General features: G+C 60.7%; 14 protein-coding genes. 6 read left to right on the top strand and 8 right to left on the bottom strand.

Features of this window, described 5'->3' with window-relative positions; genetic code table 11:
• Window positions 1-134: 134 nt before the first annotated feature.
• The 4 genes from sutA to glnK all read right to left on the bottom strand — a co-directional run bounded on the left by sutA (window position 135) and on the right by glnK (window position 2,918).
• The gene (gene sutA / locus ACQY47_RS15550) at window positions 135-467 is read right to left on the bottom strand and encodes a transcriptional regulator SutA (RefSeq protein ID WP_176992492.1); all 333 of its coding nucleotides are present in this window, start codon (window positions 465-467) and stop codon (window positions 135-137) included.
• A 101-nt stretch (window positions 468-568) separates the two neighbouring features.
• The gene (locus ACQY47_RS15545; protein WP_099550273.1) at window positions 569-994 is read right to left on the bottom strand and encodes a secondary thiamine-phosphate synthase enzyme YjbQ; all 426 of its coding nucleotides are present in this window, start codon (window positions 992-994) and stop codon (window positions 569-571) included.
• 209 nt (window positions 995-1,203) lie between these two features.
• Window positions 1,204-2,544, bottom strand: a complete 1,341-nt coding sequence (locus ACQY47_RS15540) for an ammonium transporter (RefSeq protein WP_017135897.1) — start codon at window positions 2,542-2,544, stop codon at window positions 1,204-1,206.
• Window positions 2,545-2,579: 35 nt separating this feature from the next.
• Window positions 2,580-2,918, bottom strand: a complete 339-nt coding sequence (glnK, locus tag ACQY47_RS15535) for a P-II family nitrogen regulator (protein ID WP_002555808.1) — start codon at window positions 2,916-2,918, stop codon at window positions 2,580-2,582.
• 421 nt (window positions 2,919-3,339) lie between these two features.
• Between glnK and ACQY47_RS15530 the strand changes: the two genes are divergently transcribed.
• Together ACQY47_RS15530 and ACQY47_RS15525 are read left to right on the top strand one after the other, a co-directional pair.
• Entirely contained in the window at window positions 3,340-3,603 is a 264-nt protein-coding gene (locus ACQY47_RS15530) for an accessory factor UbiK family protein (protein ID WP_058421153.1), read from the top strand.
• A 197-nt stretch (window positions 3,604-3,800) separates the two neighbouring features.
• Complete coding sequence (locus tag ACQY47_RS15525; RefSeq protein ID WP_428550063.1) at window positions 3,801-5,297, top strand: YifB family Mg chelatase-like AAA ATPase; 1,497 nt, start codon at window positions 3,801-3,803, stop codon at window positions 5,295-5,297.
• A gap of 182 nt (window positions 5,298-5,479) precedes the next feature.
• Here ACQY47_RS15525 and ACQY47_RS15520 read toward each other — a convergent pair whose 3' ends face one another.
• A complete protein-coding gene (locus ACQY47_RS15520) occupies window positions 5,480-6,058 on the bottom strand; it encodes a TetR/AcrR family transcriptional regulator (protein WP_428550060.1) in 579 nt (192 codons plus the stop codon).
• A gap of 111 nt (window positions 6,059-6,169) precedes the next feature.
• On the opposite strand from ACQY47_RS15520, the gene ACQY47_RS15515 reads away from it, so the two are divergent.
• Window positions 6,170-7,084, top strand: a complete 915-nt coding sequence (locus tag ACQY47_RS15515) for an ABC transporter six-transmembrane domain-containing protein (RefSeq protein ID WP_428550057.1) — start codon at window positions 6,170-6,172, stop codon at window positions 7,082-7,084.
• A 3-nt stretch (window positions 7,085-7,087) separates the two neighbouring features.
• On the opposite strand, the gene ACQY47_RS15510 is transcribed toward ACQY47_RS15515, so the two are convergent.
• Both ACQY47_RS15510 and ACQY47_RS15505 read right to left on the bottom strand, forming a co-directional pair.
• Window positions 7,088-9,064: a methyl-accepting chemotaxis protein gene (locus ACQY47_RS15510; RefSeq protein WP_428550054.1), complete on the bottom strand. Its 1,977-nt coding sequence runs from the start codon at window positions 9,062-9,064 to the stop codon at window positions 7,088-7,090.
• A 166-nt stretch (window positions 9,065-9,230) separates the two neighbouring features.
• Entirely contained in the window at window positions 9,231-10,151 is a 921-nt protein-coding gene (locus ACQY47_RS15505) for a LysR substrate-binding domain-containing protein (RefSeq protein WP_017135874.1), read from the bottom strand.
• 136 nt (window positions 10,152-10,287) lie between these two features.
• Between ACQY47_RS15505 and ACQY47_RS15500 the strand changes: the two genes are divergently transcribed.
• A complete protein-coding gene (locus tag ACQY47_RS15500) occupies window positions 10,288-11,691 on the top strand; it encodes a NorM family multidrug efflux MATE transporter (protein WP_428550051.1) in 1,404 nt (467 codons plus the stop codon).
• A 129-nt stretch (window positions 11,692-11,820) separates the two neighbouring features.
• Here ACQY47_RS15500 and ACQY47_RS15495 read toward each other — a convergent pair whose 3' ends face one another.
• The gene (locus ACQY47_RS15495) at window positions 11,821-13,485 is read right to left on the bottom strand and encodes a putative bifunctional diguanylate cyclase/phosphodiesterase (protein WP_017135872.1); all 1,665 of its coding nucleotides are present in this window, start codon (window positions 13,483-13,485) and stop codon (window positions 11,821-11,823) included.
• 255 nt (window positions 13,486-13,740) lie between these two features.
• Between ACQY47_RS15495 and rep the strand changes: the two genes are divergently transcribed.
• Together rep and ACQY47_RS15485 are read left to right on the top strand one after the other, a co-directional pair.
• A complete protein-coding gene (gene rep / locus ACQY47_RS15490) occupies window positions 13,741-15,750 on the top strand; it encodes a DNA helicase Rep (RefSeq protein WP_017135871.1) in 2,010 nt (669 codons plus the stop codon).
• A 58-nt stretch (window positions 15,751-15,808) separates the two neighbouring features.
• Window positions 15,809-16,381, top strand: a complete 573-nt coding sequence (locus ACQY47_RS15485; RefSeq protein WP_010207474.1) for a xanthine phosphoribosyltransferase — start codon at window positions 15,809-15,811, stop codon at window positions 16,379-16,381.
• Window positions 16,382-16,416: the final 35 nt, after the last annotated feature.

The raw sequence follows: 16,416 nt of genomic DNA, 5'->3' as shown, positions 1-16,416 counted from the left end.
CGGTCTGTCTGACCCACCGCTATCGCAGGCAAGCCAGCTCCCACAGGGCTATGCAATGAATTTTAAGAATTTATTTCAGGCATGAAAAAGCCCGCAGCGACGGCGGGCTTTTTCTTACAAGCAGTCTGCTGACCTCAGATAGGTCGGCTGCCGTACTTGTTATCCGGCTTCTTCGGTGGGTCTGCCACCACGTTGGCCTCGACTTCCTGCACTTTGCCGCCTTTAGCGAGGAATTCTTCCATCGCACGGGCCAGCGCATCGCGCTCTTTGTTCTTGGCTTCAACGCTCGGCAGTTCGTCTACCGAGACAGCGGCCTTGGCTTTGCCTTTGGCTGCTTTGGCAGGTGCGTCATCGCCGCCGTCATCGCCCTCGTCAGCAACGTCTTCGACTGCCGCTTCAAGACCTTCTTCAGCCTCGTCGTCGTCGCCTACTTCAAGGTCGTCGTTTTCCAGATCATCGTCGCTCATGTTCTACCTCATGACTTGCGAAAAGCAGATTAGTTATAGCCCAGCTTCACCCTCTGTCGAGGTCGCCGGAAAAAAATCACATCCACTGGATAACCAGTGGCTTATGCCCCATCACCGTGCAAGGTGGCGAGGACTTTACGAGCACCGCCATGATCACGGTGCTCGCCCAGATAAACACCTTGCCAAGTCCCTATCGCCAAGCGGCCGGCCTTGACCGGCAAACTCAACTGGCAGCCCAGCAGACTGGCCTTGAAGTGCGCCGGCAGATCATCCGGACCTTCGTCGTTATGTTCGAACCCTGCACGCCCTTGCGGCACCAGCGAGTTGAAAAAACGCTCGAAGTCACGGCGAACCGCCGGGTCGGCATTCTCGTTGATGGTCAACGAGGCCGAGGTGTGCTGCAGCCACAAATGCAACAGGCCTACTCGGCAAGCCTTTAACTCAGGCATGCCGGCAAGCAACTCATCCGTTACCAGGTGAAAGCCCCGGGGCTTGGCCCGCAGGGTAATCAGGGTCTGTTGCCACATACAGTTCTCCGCCCATCGGCGCGCATTCTAGCGCGGTCTGGGAAAAAACAAAGTGTCGAATACGCCTACATGCATGTAAGACTTTCGCATCCTCAAAAGTACCGTGTGGATCCCATCACAAACTCGGCAAAAAACCCATCCGCCTTTAGCCACAGACAAACACCAGACAAAAAAATGCCCGGCAAGCCGGGCATCTTTTTTTCGCGTACTTACAAGTTGTAGCCGCGCTCGTTGTGTTGCGCCAGATCGAGGCCCACCGCCTCTTCTTCGTCGGTCACCCGCAGGCCCATCACCATGTCCAGCACCTTGAGGATGATGAAAGTCACGATGGCCGTGTAGATCACGGTGAAGCCCACGCCTTTGCACTGGATCCAGACTTGCGCCGCGATATCAGTGGTGGCCGCGTTGAAGCCGCCCAGCGAAGGCGCTGCGAACACGCCGGTGAGGATCGCGCCGAGGATACCGCCGATACCGTGCACGCCGAAGGCGTCCAGGGAGTCGTCGTAGCCCAGTTTGCGTTTCAGGGTGGTGGCGCAGAAGAAGCACACCACGCCCGCTGCCAGGCCGATGACCAGAGCGCCCATCGGGCCAACAGTGCCGGCAGCCGGAGTGATTGCAACCAGACCGGCTACTACGCCCGAGGCAATGCCCAGTGCGCTTGGCTTACCGTGGGTGACCCACTCGGCGAACATCCAGCCCAGTGCGGCAGCAGCGGTAGCGATCTGAGTGACCAGCATCGCCATACCGGCAGTACCGTTGGCCGCCGCAGCAGAACCTGCGTTGAAGCCGAACCAGCCAACCCACAGCATGGCTGCACCGACCAGGGTGTAACCCAGGTTATGCGGTGCCATCGGCGTGGTCGGGAAGCCTTTACGCTTGCCGAGTACCAGACACGCCACCAGGCCGGCCACACCGGCGTTGATGTGCACCACGGTGCCGCCGGCGAAATCCAGCACGCCCCAGTCGCCCAGCAACGAGCCCGGACCGCCCCACACCATGTGGGCAATCGGCGCATAGACCAGGGTGAACCAGACGCCCATGAAGATCAGCATCGCGGAGAACTTCATACGCTCGGCGAATGCACCGACGATCAGCGCAGGGGTAATGATGGCAAAGGTCATCTGGAAGGTGACAAACACCGCCTCAGGGAACAGCGCCGCAGGGCCGGTGATGCTCGCCGGGGTTACACCCGACAGGAACAGTTTGGACAGGCCGCCCACGAACGAGTTGAGGTTGACGACGCCTGCTTCCATACCGGTGGTATCAAACGCCATGCTGTAGCCGTAAACGAACCACAAGATGGTGATCAGGCCGGTGATGGCGAAGCACTGCATCATCACGGAAAGAATGTTTTTGGAGCGCACCATGCCGCCGTAGAACAGCGCCAGGCCCGGAATGGTCATGAACAGTACCAGCGCGGTGGATGTGAGCATCCACGCCGTGTCGCCGGAATTGAGGACTGGAGCAGGGGCTGGGTCCGCCGCCAATGCCAGGGCCGGCATTACGAGGGACAACAGGGCTCCTAGCCCTGCGAATTTACGCAGAGTCATATTGTTTTCTCCTGGGGCGTTGGGGGTTTGGCGGCTTAGATTGCGTCGGTATCGGTTTCGCCGGTACGGATGCGAATAGCCTGTTCCAGATTGACCACGAAGATCTTGCCGTCACCGATCTTGCCGGTGTTGGCCGCCTTGGTTATCGCCTCGATAACCCGGTCAAGATCCTTGTCGTCAATGGCGACATCAATCTTCACCTTTGGCAGGAAATCGACCACGTATTCCGCGCCGCGATACAGCTCGGTGTGACCCTTCTGCCGACCGAAGCCTTTGACCTCAGTAACGGTAATGCCCTGCACGCCGATCTCGGACAGTGACTCGCGTACATCGTCCAACTTGAACGGCTTGATGATGGCAGTGACTAGCTTCATGAAAACTCTCTCCCGAATTGGTGGACTTGCCCCAGGAAAACAAACCCGTCTCAAGTCTAAGCGCAGTGCCTGGCTTTGTAACGCGTCGTCGCCTCGGCATTTGCCGTTGCGACGCCAGCGAACCACTGGTGACGAAACCTGTACCCCTGATCCGTCGGCGCACTGCATTCGTCACAGCGACTGCATCAGTGCATGGGTCATGATCGTCTAAGCAGAAACCTTGCCAGCTCCGTAAAAACCACTGAAATCAGTCCTTTGCCCACTTATGCCCACCTGCGGGGCGTATTGGCGGCTGCAATGCGCACAAAAACAGTGCGTAGCCGCCCAGCCCTCTGCGCGAAAAGCGTGCGCTCGCGGCCGTGAAAGGACTATAGACGCTGCGTGATACACTGCCGGCCAACAGTTTTCCGGAATATTTCCCATGCTCGCGCCCAAAGACCTCCTCGACGCCCTGAGCGGCCACGCCTCTCGCCTGTTCAGCGGCGAAACCCCGCTGCCCCGCAACGAAATCGAAAGCCAGTTCAAGGCGCTGCTGCAAAGCGGCTTCAGCAAGCTTGACCTGGTCAGCCGGGAAGAATTTGACAGCCAGATGGTCGTACTGGCCCGCACGCGTGCGCGGTTGGAGAGTCTGGAAGCGAAGGTAGCGGAGCTGGAAGCGCGGTTGACACCACCCGCTGCTGAATAAACCCGGCCCCTGTGGGAGCTGGCTTGCCTGCGATAGCGGTGTTGAATTCACTGGCGCTATCGCAGGCAAGCCAGCTCCCACGGTGTTCTGCGTCGCTCTTTGGATACGTTCAGTAAAACCTCCCGCCCTCGAAAGCATCTCACCTCGTCTACCCTTGAAAAACCCGCAGGAAGCGGCCTCCCACTCAAGGAACGAGCATGTCCCTCGCCATCGTCCACAGCCGTGCCCAAATTGGCGTAGAAGCCCCCGCCGTTACCGTCGAAGTGCATATGGCCAATGGTCTTCCATCGCTTACCTTGGTGGGCCTGCCGGAAACCGCCGTCAAGGAAAGCAAGGACCGCGTGCGCAGCGCCATCCTCAACTCCGCCCTGCAATACCCGGCCCGTCGTATCACCCTCAACCTCGCGCCCGCCGACCTGCCCAAGGATGGTGGGCGTTTTGATCTGGCGATTGCCTTGGGCATCCTGGCCGCCAGCGTGCAGGTGCCGGCATTGATGCTCGATGACGTGGAATGCCTGGGGGAATTGGCCCTGTCCGGTGAGGTGCGGGCGGTCAAAGGTGTGCTGCCGGCCGCGCTGGCCGCACGCAAGGCCGGGCGCACCGTGATAGTGCCGCGGGCAAATGCCGAGGAGGCGTGCCTGGCGTCGGGGTTGAAGGTGATTGCAGTGGACCACCTGCTGCAAGTGGTGGCGCACCTGAATGGGGTTGTGCCGATTGAGCCGTATAAGTCCGACGGTTTGCTGTACCTGAACAAGCCCTACCCGGACCTGAGTGAGGTGCAAGGCCAGCTTGCCGCCAAGCGCGCACTGCTGATTGCGGCGGCGGGCGCGCACAACCTGCTGTTCAGCGGACCACCCGGCACCGGCAAGACCTTGCTCGCCAGCCGCCTGCCTGGTTTGCTGCCGCCCTTGAGTGAGCAGGAAGCCCTGGAAGTGGCGGCCATTCAGTCAGTGGTCAGCCTGGCGCCGTTGAGCCATTGGCCGCACCGTCCGTTTCGTCAACCGCACCATTCAGCGTCGGGGCCGGCGCTGGTGGGCGGCGGGTCAAAACCGCAGCCGGGGGAAATTACCCTGGCCCATCATGGCGTGCTGTTTCTGGATGAGCTGCCGGAGTTTGATCGCAAGGTGCTGGAAGTGCTGCGCGAGCCGCTCGAATCCGGGCATATCGTGATCTCCCGCGCCCGTGACCGAGTGAGTTTTCCGGCACGTTTTCAATTGGTGGCCGCCATGAACCCCTGCCCTTGCGGCTATTTGGGCGAACCCAGCGGGCGCTGTCGGTGTACGCCGGAGCAGATTCAGCGTTATCGCAACAAGCTCTCAGGGCCGTTGCTGGACCGGATCGACTTGCACCTGACCGTGGCACGGGAGACCACTGCGCTGAACCCGACCCAACACACTGGCGATAATACGGCGACGGCTTCGGCGCAGGTGGCAGAGGCTCGAGAACGCCAGCAAAAGCGCCAGGGCTGCGCCAATGCCTTTCTGAATCTGCCGGGGTTACGCGAGCACTGCACACTGGCAAAAGCCGATGAAGGCTGGCTGGAAAGCGCCTGCGAGCGACTGACCTTGTCCCTGCGCGCAGCCCACCGGCTGCTCAAGGTAGCGCGCACCCTGGCGGACCTTGAGCGGGTTGAAAACATTGCCCGGCATCATTTGCAGGAGGCCTTGCAGTACCGGCCTGCGGCAGTCGGCTAGCGCTTAATGAACGCAAATTCTGTGGCATGTGGGCTTTTGTGGCGAGCGGGCTTGCCCCGCGTTGGAGTGCGAAGCGCTCCTGATCCGGCCAATACGATTCAACCGGTAGAGCCGGGGCCGCTGCGCAGCCCAACGCGGGGCAAGCCCGCTCGCCACAGTAAAATGGTGTAAATACCGAGCCCTTATGCGGAGAAACCCAACAGCAGCTGCGCCACTTCCATGACCTCATCCAGTACCGCCTCGGCCGATTCCACAGACGGCTTGAGCATCAGGTCATCGGCATACCCCATCGCCAACGCGAAGATTTGCCGGGCCGCGCGTTGCGGCGAGTCGCAGCGAAAAATCCCCTCAGCCACGCCTCGCTCAATCACCTCAGCCAGCATGCCTTGCCACTGCGCGTTGATTACCAGATACGCCTGGGCCATTTGCGGGTCGTGCATGGCTTCGTCCCAGGCATCCAGCCACAACGCCCAGCCGGCATCAGCGGTGCTCGGCAGGCAATCACCTAAAAAACCCACCAGCGCCTCAAGTGGCTGAGCATCTGCCAAGGGCTCGCGCACTTCATCCAATTGCTCATTGGCAAAGCGCACAAAGGCTTCGCGACGCAGTTCGTTCCAGTCGCTGAAGTAGTGATAAACGTGGCTGCGCGACAGGCCGGCATGCTCGGCCAGGTCGCGGGTGGACACATCGGCAAAGCCCTTGCTGCGAAACAGCTCCAGGGCAGCGGCGATGATCTGGTCTTTACGGTCGATACGCGACATGGGCAATTCCTTAGGCGCCGGTAGATAAGCGGCGCTTGCTTTTTGAGCGATCGCTCAAGGATACTTGAGCAGTCGCTCAATAATAGCGTCTATCACTCCTCTGGTGCACCCATGTCATCCGTGACCCCGCAAATCCTGATTGAAGAAAGCAAGAAAATCGGCCAGCAGTCCGCCGGCCAAACGCTCAAGGCAATTGCCAAGGCCTACCCCGGCAAGCTGTTCTGCACGCTGTCACTAGTGGCGCTGGAGAACGCGCTGCTGCTGGCCTACCCACTGTTTGCCGGGTTTGCGGTGGACTCGATTATTCGCGGCGATGCCACCAGTGCGCTGTTCTATGCACTGGTGGTGATGGCGTTCTGGGTGGTCGGCGCAGCGCGGCGGGCGCTGGACACGCGCACCTTTACGCGGATCTACGCCGACCTTGCGGTGCCGGTGATTCTCAACCAGCGCCTGCAGAACCACAGCACCTCAAAATCCGCCGCACGGGTGGTGCTTGCGCGCGAATTCGTCGACTTCTTTGAAAAGCACGTGCCGATTATCGCCACGGCGCTGGTCTCGATTATTGGCGCGGCGGTGATGCTGATCGTGATTGAGCCTTGGGTCGGCCTGGCGTGCCTGGCCGCCCTGCTGCTGTGCGTGACGCTGCTGCCACGCTTTGCCCAGCGCAACCAGGAACTGCATGAGCGCCTGAATGATCGCCTGGAGAAAGAAATCGGGTTAGTCGAAAAAGTCGGCGCACCGACCTTGCGTCGCCACTACCACGTGCTGTCACGCCTGTGCATCTGGCTGTCTGACCGCGAGGCCGCCGCGTACCTGTTTCTCGGCACGCTGGCAGCCCTGCTGTTTGTGGTCGCGATCAGCCAGTTGGCTTTGTCGCCGGCGGTCAAGGCCGGCCACATCTACGCGGTCATGACCTACCTGTGGACCTTCGTCACCAGCATGGACGAGGCACCGGGGATGGTCGACCAATTGGCGCGCCTCAAGGACATCGGCAAGCGCGTGGACCCAGGCCTGGGCGAGCATTAAGCCTTAACGAAAACGGTCGACCTCCTGCCGCAAGCCTGCCGCCAGGGTTTCCAGTTCCTTGGCGGTAATGGCCAGGTTCGACACCACTTCGCGCTGTTCGCTGTTAGCCAATGCGATGCTTTGCAAGTTGCTGCTCAGCACGTTGGCCGTGCTGCTCTGCTCCTGGGTCGCGGTGGTAATGGCAGCAAATTGCTGGCCTGCCGAACGGCTTTGCTCGTCGATGCGCGCCAGGGCCGAAGCGACGTCGGCGTTGCGCGACAGGCCTTCCTGCATCAACACGTTGCCATGCTCCATGGTGCTGATGGCGTTGCCGGTTTCCTGCTGGATGCTTTGGATCATCACCGAGATTTCGTCGGTGGCCTGGCGCGTGCGCGAGGCCAGGTTGCGCACTTCGTCGGCAACCACCGCAAAGCCCCGGCCTTGTTCACCGGCCCGCGCCGCCTCGATGGCGGCGTTGAGCGCCAGCAAGTTGGTTTGCTCGGCAATCGAGGTGATCACGCCGACGATTCCGCCAATTTCCTGGGAGCGCTGGCCCAAGGTGTTGATCACCGTGGCCGTGCTGTTGAGGGCGGTGGCGATATGCTCCAGCGACGACGACGCCTCTTGCATTGAGGTGCGGCCAATACGCGTTTGCTGGGCGTTTTCCTGGGCCAGTCGCTCGGTATTGCCCATGTTGTCGGCGATGTTCAGCGAGGTGGCGCTGAACTCTTCCACTGCGCCGGCCATGCTGGTGATTTCGCCGGACTGCTGCTCCATGCCCTCATAGGCCCCACCCGACAGGCCGGACAACGCCTGAGCCCGGCTGTTGACCTCTTCTGCCGCTTTGCGAATATGCGAGACCATGGTCGAAAGCGCCTCACCCATCTGGTTGAAGCTGCTCGCCAACTGGCCGATTTCATCATGGCTGGACACATTCAAGCGTGCGCTCAAATCGCCGGCGCCCAAGGCTTCGGCCTGGCGCACCAAGTCGCTCAAAGGCTGCAATTTGCTGCGCAGCAACCACACCGCTGCGCCTACTGCCAGCAACATCGCCAGCACGCTGCCGATCACCAGGCGAATGCCGACCGCCCACGTGACTGCACGTATTTCGGACTTCGGCATGCTCGCCACCACCGACCACGGCCCGCCTTCAAACGGCACCGCAACGCTGTAGAAGTCTTCGTCCTTGTCGCTCCAGAAGCGGCCTTTGCCTGGGTTCTTGGCCAGATCAAGCATCACCGGAACCGCCTGATCCAGCGCCTGCACACCCGCCGGTGGCACCAGCCAGTGCTTCTGTTCGTCCAGCAAGGCAAGTGAGCCAGTCTGGCCGATACGGAAGCGCTTGAGGTTGTCGAACTGGGCCTTCTGCTCATCGGTGTAATCAAAGCCGATAAACAACACGGCGATCACCTTGCCGGCGGCATCGCGCACAGGGCTGTATTGGGTCATGTAGGCGCGATCGAACAACACCGCCCGCCCGATGTAATTCTGCCCGGCCAACAGGCGCTGGTAGGCCGGATGCTGGTGATCCAGCACAGTCCCGATGGCGCGATTGCCATCTTGTTTGGTCAGGGAGGTACTGATGCGAATGAAGTCTTCGCCACTGCGCACAAACACAGTGGCCACGCCGCCGGACATCTGCTTGAACTCGTCCACCTCCGCGAAGTTGTTGTTCAACACCTCATCGCCCAACAGCAGACTCGGGGTCTGCACACCGGCCACGGCGACCTGCTGGTCCGGGCGCACACTCAACCCGGCGCCAAAGCGCTTTTCAAACAGCCCGCTCAATCGCTGAGTACTCTCGCGCAAGGTGCTGTGGAAGGTGTTGAGTTGATCGGCCAGCAAGCGTGCCTCGCTGGCCAGGTGTTCCTCGCGGGTGTCGAGGTTGGCCGAGTCGAGGGAACGCAGGGCAAAAACCGTACTGCCGCTGATGACGACGGCCAAAATAACGGCCAAAGCGAGGCCTAACTGAGAGGCGATCCGAGCGCGAGGTTGAGACATGACAGCTCCTGGCCGAGGCCAGGATCATCCTGATCTCTTAGCGCAGCTCGGCAAATTATCTGGTGGGAAACGCTGGAAACGGGGGTTCCAACACACCTTCTTCGGCAAGCGCGGGCAATACTTGAGCGATTCACAGGGGTATCGCGCAAACGATTGCACTGAAGATCTAGGCCAGGCGTTCAACCTGGGGCAATTCCATAGCGTTGACTTCGCCTTGAAGAAACTCCGCCAATCGCCGCAAGCGCTCGCCACCGGGACGGGTTTTCGGCCACACCAGGTAGTAATTTTCCCCACTGGCCACCGCCGTCGGCCACGGCAGGCTCAAACGGCCCTGGGCCACATCTTCGGCCACCATCAGCAAATCGCCCATGGACACGCCGTAACCCCGCGCGGCGGCGATCATGCCCAACTCCAAGGTATCGAACACCTGCCCACCCTTGAGCGACACCTGGGACGACAACCCCATGCGCTCCAGCCAATTGCGCCAGTCACGGCGGTCGGGTGTGGGGTGCAGCAGCTCGGCGCTTGCCAATCGTGGGACGTCCCACGGCCCGTCATTGAGCAGGTTGGGCGCACCCACCGGAATCAGCAACTCGGGGAACAGGTAACAGGCCTCCCAGTCCGCCGGAAAGTGCCCGTAGCTCAGTAATACAGCGCAGTCGAAGGGTTCCTGGTTGAAGTCCACTTCATCCACGCTCATCCATGCACTGGTCAGTTGCACTTCATTGCCAGGCTGCAAGGCGCGAAAGCGACTGAGCCGCGCCAGCAACCAGCGCATGGTCAGGGTCGATGGCGCCTTCATGCGCAGGATGTCGTCTTCGGCGTTCAGGGTGTGGCAGGCGCGTTCCAGCGCCGCGAAGCCTTCGCGCACGCCGGGCAAGAGTAGGCGCGCCGCTTCGGTGAGCTGCAGGTTGCGGCCACTGCGCTGGAACAGGCGGCAGGCGAAGTGCTCTTCGAGCGTACGAATATGCCGGCTGACAGCACTTTGCGTGATGGAAAGCTCATCCGCCGCACGGGTAAATGAGTTGTGCCGGGAGGCGGCTTCAAAGGCGCGCAAGGCATACAGCGGCGGTAGACGGCGTGCCATAGAAGAACCCCCTCAGATCAATACCCAACCCTACCATGAGTTTTAATCATGCGAATGATCGCTTTTATCCTTTTGTGTAATGCCTCGGGAGCGCCGAGAATCAGCCCTTTCCCAACCCTCTGACTTTTTGAGTGTGATGATCATGCAACATCCGGTGCGTACTGAACTCTGGGCCATTCTGCGGCTGTCGGGGCCGTTGATTGCCTCACAGTTGGCGCACATGCTGATGGTGCTGACCGACACGCTGATGATGGCCCGCCTGAGCCCCGAAGCCCTGGCCGGTGGCGGCTTGGGCGCGGCGAGCTATTCGTTCGTGGCGATCTTCTGCATCGGTGTGATTGCCGCCGTCGGCACGCTGGTCGCCATCCGTCATGGCGCCGGTGACATCGAAGGCGCCACTCGCCTGACCCAAGCAGGTCTTTGGTTGGCGTGGTTGATGGCGTTGGTGGCCGGCTTGCTGTTGTGGAATCTCAAGCCCGTGCTGCTGATGTTCGGCCAGACCGAAACCAACGTGCAGGCGGCTGGGCAATTCTTGACCATCCTGCCGTTCGCCCTGCCCGGCTACCTGAGCTTCATGGCCTTGCGCGGTTTCACCAGCGCCATCGGCAAGGCAACGCCGGTGATGGTGATCAGCCTGGGCGGCACGGTACTCAACTACTTGCTCAACCATGCCTTGATCGAAGGCATGTTCGGTCTGCCGAAGCTCGGCCTGATGGGCATCGGCCTGGTAACAGCGATCGTCGCCAACAGCATGGCCCTGGCGCTGATGTGGTACATCCGCAGCAACCGGGCTTACGCAGCCTACCCGCTCGGCGCGGGCCTGCTGCGCCTTAACACTCAGTATCTGCGTGAGCTATGGCGCCTGGGCCTGCCGATTGGCGGCACCTATGCGGTGGAGGTCGGTTTGTTTGCCTTCGCGGCGTTGTGCATGGGCACCATGGGCAGTACGCAATTGGCAGCGCATCAGATTGCCCTGCAAATCGTTTCGGTAGCGTTCATGGTGCCGGCGGGGATGTCCTACGCGATCACCATGCGCATCGGTCAGCATTACGGCGCCGGGCAATTGTTGCAGGCGCGCATGGCCGGGCGGGTCGGCATCGGTTTTGGCGCGTTGGTGATGTTGGGATTTGCCGTTGTGCTGTGGCTGTTTTCCGATGCGCTTATCGGGCTGTTTCTGGACCATAACGACCCAGCCTTCCACGACGTCATCGTGCTGGCGGTCAGCCTGTTGGCCGTGGCGGCGTGGTTTGAGTTGTTCGACGGCGTGCAAACCATTGCCATGGGCTGTATTCGCGGGCTGAAGGACGCCAAGACCACCTTCCTGGTGGGTTTGGGTTGCTATTGGCTGATCGGCGCGCCGTCTGCTTGGTTGATGGCGTTCACCCTGGGCTGGGGCCCAACTGGCGTGTGGTGGGGTTTGGCGCTTGGGCTGGCGTGTGCGGCCGTCAGCCTGACGTGGGCGTTTGAGGCGAAGATGAAGCGGATGATTCGGCAGGAGCCTGAAGTGCGCGCGCAATTCCCGGCCATGCAACCAGACTAGAGAATGTACTCGGTCAATGTGGGAGCTGGCTTGCCTGCGATGGCGGTGTGTCAGATGCCAAATTGGCTGGCTGGCCCACCGCTATCGCAGGCAAGCCAGCTCCCACATTTTTGATTGGGTTTACAACCTTCAGCCCAGCAGCGCCTGCTGGCTCTTGCCGAACGTCAAATACTCCACCAGCTCCGGCAACGGCAACGGCTTGCTGATCAGGTAACCCTGGGCCTGATCACACCCAAACAGCCGCAACAACGCCAGCTGTTCAGGGGTTTCCACCCCTTCGGCCACCACTTCCAGGTTGAGGTTGTGGGCCAGGTTGATCATGGCATGCACCAGCTTGCGGTTTTCTTCGCGCTCTTCCATGCCGCCGACGAAGCTCTTGTCGATCTTCAGCAAGGCAATTGGCAGGCTGTTGAGGTGCACGAATGAGGAAAAACCGGTGCCGAAATCATCCAGGGAAAACCGCACACCCAAGCGGCCAAGGGCGTCCATGGTCTGCTTGACCAAGTCACTGCGGCGCATCACGGCGGTCTCGGTCAGCTCGAACTCCAGCCACTGCGCTTCAACGCCACGCTCGGCGATCAGCCGGCTCAACGTCGAAAGCAACTGGCTGTCCTGGAATTGGCGAAACGACAGGTTGACCGCCATATGCAGCGGCGGCAGGCCGCGTTCGCGCAGGTCTTGCATATCGCGCAAGGCCCGCGAGATCACCCAGTAACCCAATGGCACAATCAGGCCACTCTGTTCGGCCAAGGGCACGAATTCGCTGGGTGGCAACAGGCCACGCTCGCCGTGGCGCCAGCGCACCAGCGCTTCCAGGCCGACGATATGCCCGTCGTCCAAATCCAGGCGCGGCTGGTAATGCAGCTCCAGTTCGTCGCGGCGCAGAGCACGGCGCAGCTCACTTTCCAGGTCGGCCAGGCTGCGGGCGTTGCGGTTGATGCGTTCGTTGAAGATGTGAAAGGTACAGCCCTGGGTACTCTTGGCCTGCTGCATGGCGATGTGCGCGTGCCACATCAGCGGGTCGGCCCCGGCGCGGGCACGGGCATGTGCCACGCCCAGGCTGCAGCCGATCAGCAGGCTTTCGCCATCCACCCAATACGGCTCGGCCATGGCTTCGGTAATGCGCTCGGCCATCCACTCGGCGCGCTGGGGCGCACGGCGGGTGTCGATCAGCAGGGCGAATTCGTCGCTGCCCAGGCGCGCCAGTTGGTCACCGGCTTCGAGCTGGCTCTTGAGCCGCGAGACCACTTGCAGGATCAAACGATCGCCGGCCTGATGGCCCAAGGCGTCGTTGGCGTGACGAAAATTGTCGAGGTCCAGATGGCCGAGGGCCAGGCCACGGCCTTCGTTTTCAGCCAGGCGCGCCGCCAGCAAGGTCTGGAAACCCTGGCGGTTGGCGATACCGGTCAGCGGGTCCTGTTCGGCCAGGCGCTGCAGGGTGTTTTCCAGCACGCCGCGCTCACGCACGTGGCGCAGGCAGCGGCGCAAGGTATCGGTATCCAATGCACCAAAGACCAGCCAATCGCTCACACCCAGCGGTGAAACCAGCGGCTCCTGCTCCAGCAGCAATATGCACGGCAGGCTGCAACGGCCTGGGCCGGGTTGCAGGCTGGGCGTGGTCAATAACACGGCACTGTGGTCGTCATCGAACAGACGACTCACCGAGTCCCAGTTGGGCGCGCTGACCAGCACAGCCCCATCGCCCATCGGCGCCAGGCACTCGCGCAACAACGCTGCCCACGCTGGCTCATCGGCCAGTAGCAGCAAACGCAAGGGTTCGACAGGCGTAGACAAGCTAGCTCCCTAGACTCTGCAAAATTTTTTGGCGGCGGGCATTATGACGCGCGGCCTGATAATCACCAATGATAAGGGTTATCAAATACGCTAACGGTATACATTCGCTGCAGTTACCCGTCACATCCTGCGGCAAAGTATCAAAACCGGCAAATTTAGATCGAGTGGTACGTCACACCGTCGTTCTAAAGCAGCAGAATCTTGCCAGCCTGTTAAAATGCCCGCCCTTTTGAACAACGACTCCCTGATTTCTGTATGTCCCGACTCAATCCCCGGCAGCAAGAAGCCGTGAACTACGTCGGCGGCCCTCTATTGGTGCTCGCCGGTGCTGGCTCCGGCAAGACCAGCGTGATCACCCGCAAGATCGCGCACCTGATCCAAAACTGCGGCATCCGTGCCCAGTACATCGTCGCCATGACCTTTACCAACAAGGCCGCGCGCGAAATGAAGGAGCGTGTCGGCACGCTGCTCAAGGGCGGCGAAGGCCGTGGCCTTACGGTGTGCACGTTCCACAACCTGGGCTTGAACATCATCCGCAAGGAGCACGTGCGGCTGGGCTACAAGCCGGGCTTCTCGATCTTCGACGAGACCGATGTGAAGTCGCTGATGACTGACATCATGCAGAAGGAATACGCAGGCGACGACGGCGTGGATGAGATCAAGAACATGATCGGCGCCTGGAAAAACGACCTGATCCTGCCGCCCCAGGCCCTGGAAAACGCGCGCAACCCCAAGGAACAGACCGCCGCCATCGTCTACACCCACTACCAGCGCACGCTCAAGGCGTTCAACGCGGTGGACTTCGACGACCTGATCCTGCTGCCGGTAAAGCTGTTCGAGGAACACGCCGACATCCTCGAAAAATGGCAGAACAAGGTGCGCTACCTGCTGGTGGACGAATACCAGGACACCAACGCCAGCCAATACCTGCTGGTGAAAATGCTCATCGGCACGCGCAACCAGTTCACCGTGGTAGGCGACGACGACCAGTCGATCTACGCCTGGCGTGGCGCGCGCCCGGAAAACCTGATGTTGCTCAAGGACGACTACCCGTCCCTGAAAGTGGTGATGCTGGAGCAGAACTACCGCTCCACCAGCCGCATCCTGCGCTGCGCCAACGTGCTGATCTCCAACAACCCCCACGAGTTTGAAAAACAACTGTGGAGTGAGATGGGCCATGGCGACGAGATCCGCGTGATCCGCTGCCGCAATGAAGACGCCGAAGCCGAGCGCGTGGCCGTGGAAATCCTCAGCCTGCACTTGCGTACCGACCGGCCCTACAGCGATTTCGCGATCCTGTATCGCGGCAACTACCAGGCCAAGCTGATCGAGCTGAAGTTGCAGCACCACCAGGTGCCGTATCGCCTGTCGGGCGGCAACAGCTTTTTCGGACGCCAGGAAGTAAAAGACCTGATGGCCTACTTCCGGCTGATCGTGAACCCGGATGACGACAACGCCTTCCTGCGCGTGATCAACGTGCCGCGTCGGGAAATCGGTTCGACGACCCTGGAAAAGCTCGGCAACTACGCCACCGAACGCAAAATCTCGATGTACGCCGCCACCGACGAAATCGGCCTGGGCGAGCACCTGGACACGCGCTTCACCGATCGCCTGTCGCGCTTCAAACGCTTCATGGACAAGGTACGCGAGCAGTGCGCCGGCGAAGACCCGATCAGCGCCCTGCGCAGCATGGTCATGGACATCGACTATGAAAACTGGCTGCGCACCAACAGCTCCAGCGACAAGGCTGCGGATTACCGCATGGGCAACGTCTGGTTCCTGATCGAAGCGTTGAAAAACACGCTGGAGAAGGACGAAGAAGGCGAGATGACCGTCGAAGACGCCATCGGCAAGCTGGTGTTGCGCGACATGCTTGAGCGCCAACAGGAAGAAGAAGACGGCGCCGAAGGCGTGCAGATGATGACCCTGCACGCATCCAAAGGCCTGGAATTCCCTTACGTGTTCATCATGGGCATGGAAGAGGAAATCCTTCCGCACCGCTCCAGCATTGAAGCTGACACCATCGAAGAAGAACGGCGCCTGGCCTACGTGGGCATTACCCGCGCACGTCAGACACTGGCCTTCACCTTCGCCGCCAAGCGCAAGCAATACGGCGAAATCATCGATTGTGCCCCCAGCCGGTTCCTGGATGAACTGCCGCCGGACGATCTGGCCTGGGAAGGCAATGACGACACCCCGACCGAGGTGAAGGCCGTTCGCGGCAACACCGCCTTGGCGGACATACGCGCGATGTTAAAGCGCTAGAATCGACTACTTTTTAATCTACTTTCGGCGCACACCGCGCCATTAGAGGAAGCTTTCCGTGGAAGCACTGCACAAGAAAATTCGCGAAGAAGGCATCGTGCTTTCCGATCAGGTCCTCAAGGTTGATGCCTTTCTGAACCACCAGATCGACCCGGCACTGATGAAGTTGATCGGCGACGAATTCGCCGCGCTGTTCAAGGACTCGGGCATCACCAAGATCGTCACCATCGAAGCCTCGGGCATCGCCCCGGCGATCATGACCGGCCTGAACCTCGGCGTACCGGTGATCTTCGCCCGCAAGCAACAGTCTCTGACCCTGACTGAAAACCTGCTGTCGGCCACTGTGTATTCCTTCACCAAGAAGGTCGAAAGCACCGTGGCGATTTCCCCACGTCACCTGACCAGCAGCGACCGCGTGCTGGTGATCGACGACTTTTTGGCCAACGGCAAGGCGTCCCAGGCGCTGATCTCGATCATCAAGCAAGCCGGCGCGACCGTTGCAGGCTTGGGGATTGTGATTGAGAAGTCGTTCCAGGGTGGCCGTGCGGAGCTGGACGCGCAGGGTTATCGGGTTGAGTCGCTGGCGCGGGTGAAGTCGCTGGCCGGTGGCGTCGTCACCTTCATCGAGTAATCACTGCCTGAACTCGATTAAAAATGTGGGAGCTG

It is taken from the genome of Pseudomonas edaphica, from assembly GCF_965277385.1.
Lineage (GTDB): Bacteria > Pseudomonadota > Gammaproteobacteria > Pseudomonadales > Pseudomonadaceae > Aquipseudomonas > Aquipseudomonas edaphica.
This window is presented reverse-complemented; position numbering and strand designations above follow the sequence as displayed.

Excerpts from the sequence above, each read along its gene's own strand:
- ACQY47_RS15510 (WP_428550054.1), bottom strand. The coding sequence starts at position 9,064 with ATGTCTCAACCTCGCGCTCGGATCGCCTCTCAGTTAGGCCTCGCTTTG.
- ACQY47_RS15540 (WP_017135897.1), bottom strand. The coding sequence starts at position 2,544 with ATGACTCTGCGTAAATTCGCAGGGCTAGGAGCCCTGTTGTCCCTCGTA.
- sutA (WP_176992492.1), bottom strand. The coding sequence starts at position 467 with ATGAGCGACGATGATCTGGAAAACGACGACCTTGAAGTAGGCGACGAC.
- glnK (WP_002555808.1), bottom strand. The coding sequence starts at position 2,918 with ATGAAGCTAGTCACTGCCATCATCAAGCCGTTCAAGTTGGACGATGTA.
- ACQY47_RS15515 (WP_428550057.1), top strand. The coding sequence starts at position 6,170 with ATGTCATCCGTGACCCCGCAAATCCTGATTGAAGAAAGCAAGAAAATC.
- ACQY47_RS15505 (WP_017135874.1), bottom strand. The coding sequence starts at position 10,151 with ATGGCACGCCGTCTACCGCCGCTGTATGCCTTGCGCGCCTTTGAAGCC.
- ACQY47_RS15525 (WP_428550063.1), top strand. The coding sequence starts at position 3,801 with ATGTCCCTCGCCATCGTCCACAGCCGTGCCCAAATTGGCGTAGAAGCC.
- ACQY47_RS15500 (WP_428550051.1), top strand. The coding sequence starts at position 10,288 with ATGATCATGCAACATCCGGTGCGTACTGAACTCTGGGCCATTCTGCGG.
- ACQY47_RS15530 (WP_058421153.1), top strand. The coding sequence starts at position 3,340 with ATGCTCGCGCCCAAAGACCTCCTCGACGCCCTGAGCGGCCACGCCTCT.
- ACQY47_RS15545 (WP_099550273.1), bottom strand. The coding sequence starts at position 994 with ATGTGGCAACAGACCCTGATTACCCTGCGGGCCAAGCCCCGGGGCTTT.
- ACQY47_RS15520 (WP_428550060.1), bottom strand. The coding sequence starts at position 6,058 with ATGTCGCGTATCGACCGTAAAGACCAGATCATCGCCGCTGCCCTGGAG.
- rep (WP_017135871.1), top strand. The coding sequence starts at position 13,741 with ATGTCCCGACTCAATCCCCGGCAGCAAGAAGCCGTGAACTACGTCGGC.